This window comes from Streptomyces sp. NBC_00386, assembly GCF_036063235.1.
GTDB lineage: Bacteria > Actinomycetota > Actinomycetes > Streptomycetales > Streptomycetaceae > Streptomyces.
Genome location: NZ_CP107950.1, coordinates 7,895,871 through 7,910,596, shown reverse-complemented (window position 1 = coordinate 7,910,596; position 14,726 = coordinate 7,895,871). Strand labels below are relative to the sequence as shown.

General features: G+C 72.8%; 10 protein-coding genes. 6 read left to right on the top strand and 4 right to left on the bottom strand.

The features are described 5' to 3' along the window. The first annotated feature begins 4 nt into the window (after positions 1 to 4). The 3 genes from OG780_RS34800 to OG780_RS34790 all read left to right on the top strand — a co-directional run bounded on the left by OG780_RS34800 (position 5) and on the right by OG780_RS34790 (position 5,938). The gene (locus OG780_RS34800; RefSeq protein ID WP_328454886.1) at positions 5 to 1,549 is read left to right on the top strand and encodes an SWIM zinc finger family protein; all 1,545 of its coding nucleotides are present in this window, start codon (positions 5 to 7) and stop codon (positions 1,547 to 1,549) included. Then, positions 1,546 to 4,197 carry a DUF7824 domain-containing protein gene (locus tag OG780_RS34795; RefSeq protein WP_328454884.1) on the top strand — a complete coding sequence of 884 codons (2,652 nt, stop codon included), beginning with the start codon at positions 1,546 to 1,548 and terminating at the stop codon, positions 4,195 to 4,197. The genes OG780_RS34800 and OG780_RS34795 overlap by 4 nt, the downstream gene beginning before the upstream one ends. Before the next feature lie 247 nt (positions 4,198 to 4,444). Beyond that, positions 4,445 to 5,938 carry a GNAT family N-acetyltransferase gene (locus OG780_RS34790; protein ID WP_328454882.1) on the top strand — a complete coding sequence of 498 codons (1,494 nt, stop codon included), beginning with the start codon at positions 4,445 to 4,447 and terminating at the stop codon, positions 5,936 to 5,938. An 89-nt stretch (positions 5,939 to 6,027) separates the two neighbouring features. Here OG780_RS34790 and OG780_RS34785 read toward each other — a convergent pair whose 3' ends face one another. Further along, a complete protein-coding gene (locus tag OG780_RS34785; protein ID WP_443062248.1) occupies positions 6,028 to 7,239 on the bottom strand; it encodes a trans-sulfuration enzyme family protein in 1,212 nt (403 codons plus the stop codon). A 60-nt stretch (positions 7,240 to 7,299) separates the two neighbouring features. On the opposite strand from OG780_RS34785, the gene OG780_RS34780 reads away from it, so the two are divergent. Continuing rightward, the gene (locus tag OG780_RS34780) at positions 7,300 to 7,806 is read left to right on the top strand and encodes an Lrp/AsnC family transcriptional regulator (protein ID WP_326789089.1); all 507 of its coding nucleotides are present in this window, start codon (positions 7,300 to 7,302) and stop codon (positions 7,804 to 7,806) included. Positions 7,807 to 7,868: 62 nt separating this feature from the next. Further along, positions 7,869 to 9,560, top strand: coding sequence for a DUF885 domain-containing protein (locus OG780_RS34775; protein WP_328454878.1), 1,692 nt, complete (start codon positions 7,869 to 7,871; stop codon positions 9,558 to 9,560). A gap of 163 nt (positions 9,561 to 9,723) precedes the next feature. Here the strand turns inward: OG780_RS34775 and OG780_RS34770 are convergent, their stop codons facing one another. Together OG780_RS34770 and OG780_RS34765 are read right to left on the bottom strand one after the other, a co-directional pair. Further along, entirely contained in the window at positions 9,724 to 10,239 is a 516-nt protein-coding gene (locus OG780_RS34770; RefSeq protein WP_328454877.1) for an immunity 21 family protein, read from the bottom strand. Positions 10,240 to 10,357: 118 nt separating this feature from the next. Continuing rightward, the gene (locus OG780_RS34765; RefSeq protein ID WP_328458608.1) at positions 10,358 to 10,801 is read right to left on the bottom strand and encodes a rhodanese-like domain-containing protein; all 444 of its coding nucleotides are present in this window, start codon (positions 10,799 to 10,801) and stop codon (positions 10,358 to 10,360) included. A 361-nt stretch (positions 10,802 to 11,162) separates the two neighbouring features. Here OG780_RS34765 and OG780_RS34760 point away from each other — a divergent pair, with 361 nt between their 5' ends. Beyond that, positions 11,163 to 11,609: an Lrp/AsnC family transcriptional regulator gene (locus OG780_RS34760; RefSeq protein ID WP_328454876.1), complete on the top strand. Its 447-nt coding sequence runs from the start codon at positions 11,163 to 11,165 to the stop codon at positions 11,607 to 11,609. A 70-nt stretch (positions 11,610 to 11,679) separates the two neighbouring features. Here OG780_RS34760 and OG780_RS34755 read toward each other — a convergent pair whose 3' ends face one another. Further along, a complete protein-coding gene (locus OG780_RS34755) occupies positions 11,680 to 14,676 on the bottom strand; it encodes an SMC family ATPase (RefSeq protein WP_328454875.1) in 2,997 nt (998 codons plus the stop codon). Between the last annotated feature and the right edge of the window lie 50 nt (positions 14,677 to 14,726).

Below are 14,726 nucleotides of genomic sequence, written 5' to 3'. Positions count from 1 at the left end.
TTCCATGACGCGATCGTTGCAGGCCGTGGCCTACACCCGACCCTCCGTTCTGGAGTCCGCGCCCGGCGGGCGGCGGCTGGGACTCGAGACCTCGCGGGGCTCGACGCCCACGGGTTTCGAGGACCATCCGCGTTTCTTCGCGGGCTTTCTGACGTCACCCCAGGTGGCCGCCGCGGGGCTGCTGGCGGTGGCCGACGTCGCCGCGGCGCGTTACTACCAGCCTCAGCTGCGCGCGTCCCTCGACCCGGTGGTCACGGGCAACGGTGACCGTCTGCGGTTCGAGTCCTTCTCCGGCTGCGGCGGGGTGTACGCGCGTCTGGACGTACTGGCACCGGGCCTCGACGGCGACGAGATCGGGCACGGGACGACGAATGTCGACGTCAACAACCCGCTGCGCGAGGCCCTTTCCCGCATCGGCACGGACGATCCACTGCATCTCCGGGTCGGCCCCGACGAGATGGCCGTGACCACGCTGGACGGACCGGTGGTGGAGAAGAAGGTGCCGTTGCCCGACCGCTGGCTGCGCGGATTCGCGGAGGCCCAGGTGGCGGCGGCGGGATTCGATCTGCGGGCCGAACTTCCCGCGGCCGAGGCCGTGCGGTTCCTGCGGTCCCTCCCGCGCGGGACGGTACGCGGCAGGTCGGGCGGCGCCCAGTGGGTGGTGCCGGCGGGCCGGGGACTGCGTCCGACGACCCGGCCGGTTCCGGGAGCCGTGTGTCTGCCCGGCCCCGACCGGCTGATCGCGCTCCAGCGGGTGCTGCGCCATGCGACGGCCCTGCGCGTGTACGGCCCACCGGTCACCGGAGACACCGCCCTGGCCGGCGCCTGGGAAGCGGTCCTGCCCGGAATGCGGCTGACGCTCACGCTGTCGCCCGATGCCTCCCGGGGCTTCTCCGGAGAGGGCGGGGTGCTGGACTCCCTCGCCACCGACGAGGCCGCCGAGGACGCGGAGCTGATCGCGGTGCTGCTGGCGTGGGAACCGCGCGTCGATGTGGGCGAACTGGCCGCCGCCTCCGGCCTGCCGGCCGAGCGGGTGAGAGCCGCCCTGGTCCGGCTGGGCACATCGGGGCGCGTGGGCTACGACACCGCGGAAGCCGCGTACTTCCACCGGGAACTGCCGTACGACGCGGGGCGGGCCGAGCGGCACAACCCGCGCCTGCGGTCGGCCCACGCCCTGGTCGGCGCGGGCGCGGTCTCCCTGGACGGAGCCATCGGCACGGTGACCGCGGACGACGGACATGTGCACCGCGTCCGCGACGACGCGGGAACGCTGAGCTGTTCCTGCCTGTGGTGGGCGAAGTACCGGGGCGGCCGCGGGCCGTGCAAGCACGCTCTCGCGGTGCGGATGGTGCGGCGGGGCGCTCGGGCCGAGCACAAGAGCGGGAGCGCGAACGGGAACGGGAACGGGAACGGGAACGGTCAGGCTACGACCACGACTCCGGCCCTGGCTCAGGTCCCTGTCCCGGCTCCGGCTCCGGCTCCGGCTCCGGCCGTGGAACGACGTGAGGAATTCCTGGAAGTTCGGTTCGACGGGGGCGATGGGCGATGAGCGGCGAGGCACTGCTGAAGGCGGTACGAGCGGGGCGGACGGTCGAGGCCGCCGGACTCCTGGACGGGATGACCGACGGTGAACGCCGGTCCTGTCTGCCCGCGTTGAAGGAACTCCGCAAGGAGTTGCGGTCGGCGCCATGGAACGCGGCGTCGCGCGTGGCCCATCCCGCGCTGCACGCGGCGGGAGCCGCGTGTCACACGGGCGTCGCCGGTGCGGCGACCTGGATCGCCGGCGTGGACATGCGCTGGTCCCAGGCCTCCCCCGGTGTCCTGCTCCACGTGCTGGGCGATCGCGAGACCGACTGGCTCGCCGATCTGACGCACCGGCTCGCCGCCCGGCCCGCGACGTCCCGGGTCCCGTTCGCCCTGCTGTCGGGCCTGGTGGCCTTGTCCGGCTGCGAGGTCCCGACGACCGACGCCTATGTGCGGGGCTGGTTGGAGCACATCGGTGCTTCATGGCACGGCGGAGGCACGGTGGCGCAGCGACTGCGCAAGGAGCCGCACGTGTCCGTGATGGTCACCGCGCTCTTCGAGTCGTTGGAGGTCACGAGTCAGATCGCCTGGCTGTTCGGCGACGGACCGGGCAGTTGGTACAACGCCCTCGCCGAGCTGTCCGAGGAGGGCATCCTCGACCGTAAGGTCGTGTTGGACGCCTGCGTCGCGCGGCTCCTGCGCGGTGGCGCCCCGGCCGACCAGCGGGTCTTCTTGCGTCTGCTGTCGTCGCTGGCTCCGACGCGTGGCGAGGAACGCGAGCGCTCCGCCGACTGGACGGTGCTCGCCGGCCAGGCCGTGCCGAGCGTCGCCTGGTACGCGCAGTCGGTGCTCGCTTCTCTCGCGCTGGACGGTGAGTTGACGTCCCGGCAGCTGGCCGAGATGTCCTCGGGTGTGCTCTTCCGTACGGAGAAGAAGCTGGTACGCGCCCAGCTCGTCCTGCTGGGGAAGGTCCTCAAGCGTGATCCGTCCACGGCGGACGTGCTGCTGCCCGCGGTGGCCGAAGCCTTCGGGCACGAGGACACCGACGTGCAGGAGCGTGCGCTGAAGCTGGTGGAGCGCCATGTCGGCGCGCTTCCCGACTCGTTCGACGTGCGAGCTCGACTCGAAGACCTCAGCGCCGACTTGAGCCCGGGACTGCGGCTGCGGGCGCAGCGCGCCCTCGGTATCGAGGCTCCGGGCTCCGCTTCGACGGTCCAGGAGGAAGTACTGCCGCCCGTTCCTGAGCGGGCGCGGCTGGCGCCGGCACCGGAATCGGTGACCGAACTGGCCGAGGAGGTCAGCGCGATCCTGGCCTCAGGTGGCGGGGTCGCCGCGTTCGAGCGCGCTCTGGACGGCCTGGTCCGCCACGCCCACCGCGATCGGGACGCTCTGGTGGAGGCCCTCGGCCCCGTGGTCGCGCGCTGCTGGTGGAAGGACCGCGATCCGAGCTACCCGGTCGTGGACCGAAGCTTCCGTGAGTCGGCGCAGGGTCTCGAAGTCGTCCTGGCGGCCCTGTTCGAGGGGGTCGGCATGGAAACGCTCCGTGCGGCGGTGCAGCAGGGATCGACGAGAGGGAACTGCCATCACAGCGCGCTCTCCCGCGCCCTCGACGCGCGCCTGTGGGAGGCGGGCTACCGCCTTCGCACCGACCCGATGCCGTTCCTGCTGGCCACTCCCACCTGGGACACCGGGCTGCTGGAGCCGGACGAGCTGGTGAAACGCCTCACCGAGTACCGGCGGCTCGACGCCCGGCCGGGAACGGCCGACTTCGCGCAGGCACTTCTGCGCGTGCGGCGCGACGACCGTGCGACGACGGAGGCAGCCGCGGCGCGGGCCCGCGCGCTCGGCAGCCCCGAGGGGTACCGGCTGTCTCAGTGGCTCACCGCCGAGGGGCCGCTGCTCCCGACGAGCCGCCGACGGACCTCGGGCGCCCGCATCCTTCTGGAACTGGGCGAACTGGAAGAGATACAGGGCTTGTTCCCCAAGGAGTTCCGGCTGCTGGGACGCCCCCTCGCGGTGTTCAAGGATCACTGGTACTGCGGACACTGGGGTGTCACGGACCAACGGTACTGGCCGGCCGTCGTACCGGGACGCCGGGAACTGGTGGCGGCGCGTCTGCTGCGCGACATCAGCACGGCCGCGGTGGAGGACGTCCGCATGGACGCCGCGATGCTGCCGCTGCTCGCCGAGGCCGACGGCGCAGCGGGCGAGGCGCTGCACCTGTGCCTGGCGTACGGGCTCGGGGCCCGGCATCCCGAGGACCGGCTCGCCGCTGTGGACGCCCTGCTGGTCCTCGCCGCCCGGGGACAGCTCGACGCCGGGCGGCTCGGCTCGGACATCGGGGAGCTGGTGCGCAGGGGCGCGCTGAAGAAGTCCCGGCTGGCCGAGTCGATACGCACGGCGGCGGCCACGGGTGCGTACGCCACGGTCTGGTCGGTGCTGCTCGGCCTGCTGCCGGCCCTGCTGGCCGACCTCACCGCCGACGGGGCGGGCGGCGGTGCGGTGCGGGGGCTCGGTGAGCTGCTGGCCATCGCCGCCGACTGCGCCGAGCGATCCGGGGCACGCGGTGATCTGGCCCATCTCGCCGGTACCGCCGAGCGGCACGGCTCGTCCAAGATCGTGACCCAGGCCCGACGACTGCGGACCGCGCTGACGCGGGAGGCCGTCGCCTGACACGGGCGGCCGTCGCCCGGCGCGGGGAGCCGTCGGCTGAAGCGGAAGGCCGCTGCCCGAAACGGGGCCGCCGCACTTGTGACGCAGAACGATCAAGGGCCCCGCGGCCCTGACCAGGTGGGCAGCGAGGTCCCGTGTTCGAGGCAAAAGACCCGTAAAAAGAACTGCAAAAAGGGCAGAACGACACTTAACCGATCAGTCACAAGCCGTTCGTGATCACGCAACACCATTCCTTCACAGTGAAGGTATGACTCCAGACATGTCTGATGTGACGCGTGCGAAGCACGGACGGCCCGTTCACCACTGGCGACGGGACCTCGTTGAACTCGCCGCGCTGTTCACGGCCGTGGCGGTCGCGGACGGTGTGGCCAATCTGATCGGGCACGGGCCCGACGGCCCCGCGCTGCTGGTGATATCGGCGGTGCTGCTGGCCGCCACGGCCGGATTCCACACATGGTGGGCACGCCGCCACGGTCACGCTCCGCCGACGAGCGATACCGGCGCCCGGCCACCCTCGGACGGGCGAACGGGCGTGCTTTCCGGGGAGGACGCGGCAACCTCCGCGCCGCTGCCCGCCGTGGGGGCGACCGTGCTGCTGCGGATGCGTACGACGGTCCAGGACGCGCCGGGTTCGCTCGCCGCGCTGTGCACGGCGCTCGCACGGCTCCAGGTCGACATCCTGAGCCTCCAGACGCACCCGCTGGCGGACGGAACGGTCGACGAGTTCCTGCTGCGCGCGCCCGCCGAGCTGGCCACCTCCGAGATCACCCGCAGCGTGGCGCAGGCCGGCGGCACCTCGACGTGGATCGAGCGGGCCGACGCCCACGACCTGGTGGACGCGCCGACCCGGGTGCTCGGTCTGGCCACCCGTACCGCCCTCGACGCCTCCGAACTGCCGCTCGCGCTGAGGCAGTTGCTCGGCCGGTGCACGATCCGTTCACTGCCCGCCACCTCTCCCGTCTCCGGCCGGGCGACGCAGGGGGCTCCTGTGGAGGGGGCCCTTGAGGACACGGTGATGCGGCTGCGCGCGCCGGAGGGCGGGGTGATCACGGTGGAGCGGCCGTATCTGCCGTTCACACCGACCGAGTTCGCCCGGGCGCGGGCGCTGGTCGAACTGGACGCGCGGCTCGGCCCCCGCGTTCCGCGCGGGCAGGACATGCTGACGCTTCCCGAGGGCAACCCGATCACCGTACAGCGCGCGGACGTCTCCGACCTCGAGGCCGCCAAGGCGATGCACGAGCGCTGCTCGCCGCGCACGTTGAGCATGCGGTACCACGGCCCCGTCGGGGACGCGGACCGATACCTCAACCACCTGCTCAGCCCCAGTTTCGGGCGCACGCTCGCCGTCCGGACGGCATCCGGCAGGATCGTCGGACTCGGTCATCTCCTCTGGGACGGCGACGAGACGGAGGTCGCGCTGCTCGTCGAGGACGACTGGCAGCGGCGGGGAATCGGCGTCGAACTGCTCGGCCGCCTGGTGGCGATGGCCGTCGAGGCGGGCTGCGCGAGCGTGTACGCCGTCACGCAGGCGTCGAACACCGGCATGGTCGCCGCCATGCGCGGCCTCGGCCTCCCGCTCGACTACCAGATCGAGGAGGGCACCCTGGTCATCACCGCCCGCCTGGACACGACACCGGTGGCATCGCCGCAGCCGTACGCCCAGCACCACGGTCACAGCCACGCTCCGCACGGCACGGGGAACGGGATCGGCCAGGGAAGCAGGGGGACGGGGCGGGCCTAGCCCGAAAGCCCCGGTCCGCACCCGCATCCGCTCCGCGGCGTGCGCCCGGTACCACCGGGCGCACGCCCCGCGCCCCGGGCGCTCGTACCTCACTCCCCGCCGTGGGACCCCAGTGCGGTGTCCAGGTCGGACCACAGGTCGTCCACGTCCTCCAGGCCCACCGACAGGCGCAGCAGGCGGTCGCTGACGCCCGCGCCCTGGCGGTCCGCCGTGGGGACGATGCGGTGGCTTATGGACGCCGGGTGCTGGATGAGGCTGTCGACGCTGCCGAGGCTCACGGCAGGGGTGATCAGCCGGACCCCGGCGATGACGTCGTGCGGGTCGCCGTGCACCTCGAAGGCGATCATCGCCCCGCCGATGCGCGGGTAGTGGACGCGGGCGACGCGGGGATCGTCGGCGAGCCGGCGGGCGAGTTCCGCGGCGTTCGAGGAGGCGGCCCGGACCCGGACGGGCAGGGTCGACAGGCCGCGCAGCAGCAGGTAGCCGGCCAGCGGATGCAGGACGCCGCCCGTCGCGAACCGCACCTGGCGCAGCTTGCGGGCGAACTCCTCGTCGCACGCGACCACTCCGGCCATGACGTCCCCGTGTCCGCCCAGGTACTTGGTGGCGCTGTGCAGGACCAGTCGCGCGCCGTGCTCGGCGGGGCGTTGCAGCACGGGGGTGGCGAAGGTGTTGTCGGCGAGGAGCGGGACGGACCCGCAGGAGTGGGCCACGGCACGCAGATCGAGTTCGGCGAGCGTCGGGTTGGCCGGGGACTCGACCATCACCAGACCCGTGTCGGGCCGCAGCGCGTCGGCGATCCCGGCCGGGTCGACCCAGGTGACCTCGCTGCCGAGCAGCCCGGCGGTCAGGAGGTGGTCGCTGCAGCCGTACAGCGGGCGTACGGCGACGACATGGCGCAGGCCCATCGCGTTGCGTACCAGGAGGACGGCGCTCAGCGCGGCCATACCGCTCGCGAAGGCGACCGCGCTCTCGGTGCCTTCGAGGCGCGCGAGGGCGGTCTCGAAGCGGGCCACGGTCGGATTGCCGAGGCGGGCGTAGACCGGCGGTCCCTCGGGTTCGGCGCCGTCGGCCGCGAAGGCGTCGATCCGGGCGGCCTCGCCGCGGCTGTCGTACGAGGGGTAGGTGGTGGACAGGTCGATCGGGGCCGCGTGCAGCCCCAGGGCGGCCAGGTCCTCCCGGCCGGCGTGCACGGCTTCCGTGGCGAGTGCCCGGGTCGGAGCCGTGATGACCTGGCCGCTTCCGCTCAGGTCGTCCTGCGCGTCCTGCGCGCCCTGCGTGTCGTACACAACGGAGTCCATGCGCCGAAGCCTGAACACTGGGCGGGGTTTCGGCGCCGGATCCCGTGTTACGTTCGCGCCATGGCTGATTCTGTCGTACTCGATCCGGTCGATCTTCATCTGTTGCGGCTGTTGCAGAACGACGCACGGACGACCTACCGGGATCTCGCGGCACAGGTCGGCGTCGCGCCGTCGACCTGCCTCGACCGGGTGACCCGACTGCGCCGGGCGGGAGTGATTCTCGGCCATCAGCTGCGACTGGACCCGGCGAAGCTCGGACGGGGCCTGGAGGCGCTGCTGTCCGTACAGGTCCGGCCGCACCGCCGGGAACTGGTGGGACCCTTCGTCGACCGCATCCGGGTGCTGCCGGAGTCGCGGACCGTCTTCCATCTGACCGGCCCCGACGACTACCTCGTGCATGTCGCGGTCGCGGACATGGCGGATCTGCAGCGACTGGTGCTCGACGAGTTCACCTCGCAGCGTGAAGTGGCGCGGGTCGAGACACGGTTGATATTCCAGCAGTGGGACTGCGGCCCCTTGCTGCCGCCCGCCGCGCCGGGCCCGTCGTCCCCGGCCAAATCCGGCTGATGCGGTGAAAAGCCCGGTTGAGCGGGCTGACGCGGCGCGTGTGCCCGTACGAGGATGTGCGCATGTCAGAGACGAAGAAGCCGCTGCCCCGTGAGGTCGCCGACACGTACGTCGACGAGCTCATCGCCCTCGACCCGGTTCTCGGTACCTACCTCGGTGTGAAGGAGAGTCACAGCAGGCTGCCCGACACCTCGCCCGCCGGTCAGGAGGCCGTCGCCGAGCTGGCGCGGCTGACGCTCGCGCGGCTGGACGAGGCGGAGCGGCTGCCGGACGCGGAACGTGACATCGAGCGCCGTTGTGCCCGGCTGCTGCGTGAGCGGCTCACCGCCGCGCTCGCGGTCCACGAGGCCGGCGAGGGCCTGCGGGCGGTGGGCAACCTGCACACACCGGTGCACTCCGTGCGCCAGGTCTTCACCCTGACGCCGACCGAGACCGACGAGGACTGGGCCACGGTCGCCGAGCGGCTGCGCGCGGTACCGGCCGCGCTCGCCGGCTACCGCGAGTCCCTGGCGCTCGGGCTCGACCGCAAGCTGTACGCGGGGCCGCGTCCGACCGCGACGTTCGTCGAACAGCTCACGGAGTGGTCGGACACGGACGGAGAGGGCCGCGGCTGGTTCGAGGACTTCGTCTCGGCGGGCCCGGGCTCCGCGCGCGAGGAGCTGGACGCGGCGGCGCGTACCGCCACGGAGGCCGTGATCGCCCTGCGGGACTGGATGCGTGACGTGTACGCGCCCACGATCGAGGGTGCTCCGGACACCGTGGGCCACGAGCGGTACGCACGGCTGGCGCGCTACTTCAACGGTACGGATCTCGACCTCGACGAGGCGTACGCGTACGGCTGGGCCGAGTACCACCGTCTCCTGGCCGAGATGCGGACCGAGGCCGAGAAGATCCTGCCCGGAGCGGCGACCCCCTGGGCGGCCCTCGCGCACCTCGACGAGCACGGCCGCCACATCGAGGGCGTCGAGGAGGTGCAGCGGTGGCTCCAGGGGCTGATGGACGAGGCTATCGCGGCCTTGGACGGCACGCACTTCGAACTCGCCGAGCCGGTACGGAAGGTGGAGTCCCGCATCGCCCCGCCCGGCGGCGCGGCGGCCCCCTACTACACCGCACCGTCGCAGGACTTCTCGCGACCCGGCCGCACCTGGCTGCCCACGATGGGGCAGACCCGCTTCCCCGTCTACGATCTCGTCTCGACCTGGTACCACGAGGGGGTGCCCGGTCATCATCTCCAGCTCGCGCAATGGGCGTACGTCGTCGACGACCTGTCCCGCTACCAGGCGACCGTCGGCCAGGTCAGCGCCAACTGCGAGGGCTGGGCGCTGTACGCGGAGCGGCTGATGGACGAGCTCGGCTTCCTCACCGACGCGGAACAGCGGCTCGGCTACCTCGACGCGCAGATGATGCGTGCCGCCCGGGTCATCGTCGACATCGGCATGCACCTGGAGCTGGAGATCCCGGCCGACTCGCCCTTCCACCCGGGTGAGCGGTGGACCCCGGAGCTGGCGCAGGAGTTCTTCGGCGCGCACAGCAGCCGGCCGGCCGACTTCGTGGAGAGCGAACTGACCCGCTATCTCACGATGCCCGGCCAGGCCATCGGCTACAAGCTCGGCGAGCGCGCCTGGCTCCTCGGCCGTGAGAACGCGAGGAAGCGCCACGGTGACGCGTTCGACGCGAAGGCCTGGCACATGGCCGCCCTCTCCCAGGGTTCGCTGGGCCTGGACGACCTGGTGGACGAACTCTCCAGGCTCTGACGGCCCCGCGCGGCGGCCGGATCCCGGCCGCCGCGCGCGCATCACCGGGGTGCCCCGGCATCAGCACGCCCCCGCGCAGGGACGCCTCCGGTGCCCGAAGCGTCCCTGCGTCAGGGCGCCGGGACCTCAGGACGCCAGAGTGTCAGGGCAAGGCCTCAAGGTCTCAGGGCGTCAACCGACGCAGTTGTACGAGGCCCACCCACGTCTCGGGGCCCGGTTCGACGCGCGCGGCGCGGACCCCGTACCGGCCCGGTTCGAGCGCCACCCTCAGGTGATCCGTGCGCCCGGAGGCGGTGCCGGGCCACGCGGCGTCGAAGAGGACGACGGGGCCCGGCACCGTCCACACCACTTCCCGCTCCCACCGTGCCTGCGACAGCGCCGCCGGCACGACGGCGAGCAGTTCGTCCTCGGAATCGGCGGCGCACCAGCGGACGAAGGCGCCGTGCTCGGGAAGATAGGTGGTCGAGGCGGGATCGTCGCCCAGGACGAGGGCTCGGGTGTCGCCCACGGGCAGGAGGCCGACGAAGCCGTCGACGTCACAGGCCCGGTCGTAGTCGCAGGACATGTCGTCGCCGTCGGCCCCCGCCCAGAACGGGAGCACCGTCTCCGGAATCGCTATGAGCGGCCCGCCGCCCGACTCCACCCACTGGACCGCACCGGGGTCCGCGTATCTTGGCATGCGCAGAAGTTACACGGCACGCGTCCGCCCCCGTATGCCAGGCGGTCCAGGGAAACGGATTCCGGACACCGGCGGCAACACGGGGGCCGAGAGCGCCGGTTCGGCCCCCTTCCTCAGGTCAGCAGCCGCAGTTCGCCGCGTCCACGGGCGCCGTCAACGGGTCCGCTGTGGGGCGCTCGCGCCCCTGCCAGGTCTCGAACTCGAAGCCCTCGCGCGCCCAGTACTCGAAGCCGCCGAGCATCTCCTTGACCTGGAAACCGAGTTCGGCCAGGGCGAGGGCCGCGCGGGTCGCGCCGTTGCATCCGGGTCCCCAGCAATAGGTGATGACCGGAACCGACTTGTCCAGAAGCCGCTCGGCCTGCTCGGGGATGAGCGCGGTGGGCAGGTGGACCGCGCCGGGAACGTGGCCCTGGTCCCACGAGGCGGCGGAACGGGAGTCGAGGACGACGAACCCGGGGTCGCCGTCGGACGCGAGGACCGCTGCCACGTCGGACACGTCCGCGTGGAACGCGAGGCTCGCGCGGAAGTAGGCGGCGGCCGCGGCGGGGGACGCCGGCGGCATCCGCAGAACGGGGTTCGCCGCCGTCGCGGAACCGGCCGCGGAAGCGGTGACCGCGTCCGCCCCGGCCGTGCCCGGCGTGGAACCGTGCGGCGCGTCCGCCCCCACGGTCGCCTCGGTCGTCGACGTGGAACCGGTCACTGTGCCGTTCGTGATGCCTTCGGCAGTCGTAGTCATGGCCTGGCCTTTCCTTGAAACGTGGCCCCGCCGGACCGATGCCGCCCTTGCCACCCCGGTGCTTCCTCCGCACCGCATCCCGCGGGACTTCCCGACCAGAAATCTACGTCCGCCGGTGCCCTTCCTGAAGTGACGATCCACGGCAGTGCAGTTGATGAACCGGGGATTCCCCTGGTATTCATCGTGGATGACCGCGTATTCCCCGGACGCCACCGACTGGCGCATCCTCGACGTCCTCCAGCGCGAGGGCCGGGCCAGCTTCGCCGAGCTGGCACGGGCCGTCTCCATGTCCGCGAGCGCGGTCACCGAGCGGGTGCGCCGCCTGGAGGAGGCGGGCGTCATCCAGGGGTACGCGGCCGTCGTCGACCCCGAGAGCCTGGGGCTGCCGATCCTGGCGTTCGTCCGGCTCAGATATCCGAACGGCAACTACAAGCCGTTCCACGACCTCGTCGAGGTCACACCCGAGATCCTGGAGGCACACCACGTCACCGGTGACGACTGCTTCGTCATCAAGGTCGCGGCACGGTCGATGGGTCATCTGGAGACGGTGTCGGGCAAGATCGGCACGCTCGGGTCGGTGACGACGAGCGTCGTCTACTCCTCACCGCTGCCGCGCCGGCCTCTGGGTCACTGAGACCGCCACGGCGAGGGCCGGCACAGCCCGTTCCCGGCGACGGCCGGGACAGTCCCCTTCCCGGCGACGATCACGCACCCCGCTGCCGTACGACCGACCCCGTTCTCCCCTTCACGACCTCCAGCTGAGCGTGGATGCGGCGGCGCAGGTCGCCGACGTGGCTGACGATGCCGACGCTGCGGTCGCGTTCCCGCAGCGAGTCGAGGACGTCGAGCACCTCGTCGAGGGTCTGGTCGTCGAGGCTTCCGAAGCCCTCGTCGATGAAGAGCGTGTCCAGCCGCACCCCGCCGGCCTCGTCGGTGACCACGTCGGCGAGGCCGAGCGCCAGGGCGAGGGAGGCGAAGAAGGTCTCGCCGCCGGACAGCGTCGCCGTGTCGCGCTCCCGTCCGGTCCAGGCGTCCACGACATGCAGTCCGAGCCCGCTGCGTCCGCGGCCCGCCCGGTCGTCGGAGTGCACCAGGGTGTAGCGCCCCGAGGACATCCGCTGGAGGCGGACCGTGGCGGCGGCGGCGACCTGCTCCAGACGGGCGGCGAGGACGTACGCCTCCAGGCGCATCCTGCGTTCGTTGTCCGCCGAGGTGCCGGCCGCCAGACCGGCGAGGCGGGCCACGCGTTCGTACTCCTCGCGCAGCGGGGCGAGCCGGCGGGCTCCGCCGGTCGCGCGGGTGGAGAGCGTGTTCAGCTCGGCACGGCGCCGGGCCGCCGCGTCCTGCGCCGACGCGGTGTCCCGCAGTCGTCGGGAGGCGGACTCGGCCGCCCGCTCGGCGGCCCGCAGGTCGACGGGAGGGCGCCGCGCCGCAGCCGTGGTGTCCGCCTCGGCGAGTACGGCGCGCACCGAGGACTCCTCCGACTGCCAGGCGTCGAGCTGCCGTTGGAGATCACGGTGGGCCACGTCGTCGAGCATCGCGGCGGCCGCGGCCTGCGGGGTCTCGAAACCGGCGCGGAAGGCGGCGTCGGCGAGACGCGCGTCGGCGTCCTTGAGGCGCCGCGCGATGTCCTCCGCCGCCCGGACGCCGTCCGCGGCCTCGGTGAGCAGCGCGACCTGCCGCTCGAGCTGCGTGGCCCGCTCGGACACACTCCGGGCGGCGCCTCGCGCCTGCTCCAACTCCCCTTCCAGCGAAGCCTTTTCGCGGTCGAGGGAATCCCGGTGCGAGGCCCGTGCGGCGACCCGCCGGGCTGCCTCCTGCTGGGCGGTCAGCCGTCGCTCGTGTTCCCGTTCGGCCTGCTCACGGGCCTCGCGCGCGGCATGCAGCCCGGAGGCCACCGTACGGGCCTCGCTGTGCAGCCGCTCCAGCTCCTCGGCCTGTTCTTCGAGTTGGCGGGTCGACGCGTCGCCCGCCTCCGCGGTCGCGGCGGCCAGCGCCTCGCGTACGACACCGAGCCGGCGCTCGGCCTCGGCGCGCTTCTCGTCGGCGCTTCGATGGGCGGCGAGGGCCCGTTCCTCCGTCTCACGGTCGACATGGCCGGCGATCTTCCGGGCGGGCGCCGGGTGTTCGGTGGCACCGCAGACGGCGCAGGACTCTCCGTCCACCAGACCGGCGGCGAGTTCGGCGGCGATGCCCTGGAGACGCTGTTCCTTCAGGGTGAGCCAGTGGGCGTGTGCCTCGGTGGCCTGCTCGCGCGCGGCCAGGCTCCGGGCGTGGGCGGTCTCCGTGTCCTGGGCCAGCTCGTCGCGCAGCCGGGCCGCGGCGAGCCGCTTGAAAGCCGGTTCGCGCTGCACGGCGAGCTGCTCGGCGCGCGCCGCGGCCTCCTGCGCGGTGTCGACCCGCGCCTCGACTCCCGCGCGGGTCTCCTCCCAGTCGGCCAGCCAGCTCTCGGCGTCCTGGAGGACGTCCTCGTCGGCGCGTTCCTGGCGGTCCAAGGAGGCGCGTTCCGTGCCGAGTTCGCCGAGGCGTCGTTCCGCGCGGCGTGCCGATTCCAGGCCGCCCAGTTCCTCGGCTGCCTTGCGCGCGGCGGCCGCGAGACCGGGCGCTCCGGCACCGGCGTACGTCTCCGGCAGGGCGGCTCGCGTGCGGGTCTCCTCGGTGGCCGCGCGCCGGTGCTCGGCTTCGGCGGCGTCGCGCAGTTCGAGTGCGGGGGCCACGGTCTCGGCCTTGCGGGCTCGCTCCATGCGCGTGCGGGCGTCCCGGTGGGCGTCGGCGCGCTGTTCCAGCCGTGCGGCCCGCTCCTGCGCCTCGGTGAACCGGCGCTGCAGCCGGTCGACTTCGCGTACGTCGTCGAGTGCGCGGTTGGCCTCGGCCTGCGCCGATTCCGCGGCGTCGCGGGCGCAGTCGGCGACGGTCAGCACCTCGCGAGCCGTGCTGCGGGCCACCGCGGCCCAGGCGAGCACCGATCCGGCGAGGCCCGGATCGCCGGGCGCGAGGTCGGGCAGCGGCTCCTCGACGATGTGTCCGGCCGCCTGCTGCATCCGGTGCGCGTCGGCCAGCAACGCGGTGTCCCCGGCCCGCACTTCGGCCTCGGCGGCGCGCCGCCGCTCGGCGAGACGCTTTTCGACCTCGGCGAAGCGGTGGGTGTCGAAGAGCCTGCCGAGCAGTTTGCCGCGGGCCTCGGCGTCGGCCCGCAGGAAGCGCGCGAAGTCTCCCTGGGGCAGCAGCACGACCTGGCAGAACTGTTCGCGGCTCATGCCGAGCAGCTGCGTGATCTCCTCGCCGATCTCCTGGTGGGATCGGCTGAGGTCCTTCCAGGAGCCGGCCGCCGAGTCGTATTCGCGCAGCCAGCTCTGGGCCTTCTCGGTCGTCGTCCCCGTGCCGCGCTTCTTGGGGCGCTCCCAGGGCGGCTGCCGGGTGACTTCGAGCCGGCGTCCGGCGACGCTGAGTTCCAGGCGGATCTCGGTGCGGACGTCGGGTGTCGCGTGGTCACTGCGCAGTCCGAGGCCCTGACCGCTCTGCCGGGCGCCGGGAACCGCTCCGTACAGCGCGTAGCAGACGGCGTCGAGGACGGAGGTCTTGCCCGCGCCCGTCGGTCCGTGCAGCAGGAAGAGCCCGGCGGCCGACAGTTCGTCGAAGTCGACCCGCTGGGCAGCGCCGAACGGGCCGAAGGCGGTGATGTCCAGGCGGTGCAGCCTCATCGGGCTCCCTCGGTCTCCGGGCGGGCGGCCCCCTGGGTGTGCGGCGGACG

Coding starts and splice junctions, on each gene's coding strand:
- OG780_RS34790 (WP_328454882.1), top strand. CDS start 4,445: ATGACTCCAGACATGTCTGATGTGACGCGTGCGAAGCACGGACGGCCC.
- OG780_RS34770 (WP_328454877.1), bottom strand. CDS start 10,239: ATGCCAAGATACGCGGACCCCGGTGCGGTCCAGTGGGTGGAGTCGGGC.
- OG780_RS34760 (WP_328454876.1), top strand. CDS start 11,163: ATGACCGCGTATTCCCCGGACGCCACCGACTGGCGCATCCTCGACGTC.
- OG780_RS34755 (WP_328454875.1), bottom strand. CDS start 14,676: ATGAGGCTGCACCGCCTGGACATCACCGCCTTCGGCCCGTTCGGCGCT.
- OG780_RS34795 (WP_328454884.1), top strand. CDS start 1,546: ATGAGCGGCGAGGCACTGCTGAAGGCGGTACGAGCGGGGCGGACGGTC.
- OG780_RS34800 (WP_328454886.1), top strand. CDS start 5: ATGACGCGATCGTTGCAGGCCGTGGCCTACACCCGACCCTCCGTTCTG.
- OG780_RS34765 (WP_328458608.1), bottom strand. CDS start 10,801: ATGCCGCCGGCGTCCCCCGCCGCGGCCGCCGCCTACTTCCGCGCGAGC.
- OG780_RS34780 (WP_326789089.1), top strand. CDS start 7,300: ATGGCTGATTCTGTCGTACTCGATCCGGTCGATCTTCATCTGTTGCGG.
- OG780_RS34775 (WP_328454878.1), top strand. CDS start 7,869: ATGTCAGAGACGAAGAAGCCGCTGCCCCGTGAGGTCGCCGACACGTAC.
- OG780_RS34785 (WP_443062248.1), bottom strand. CDS start 7,239: ATGGACTCCGTTGTGTACGACACGCAGGGCGCGCAGGACGCGCAGGAC.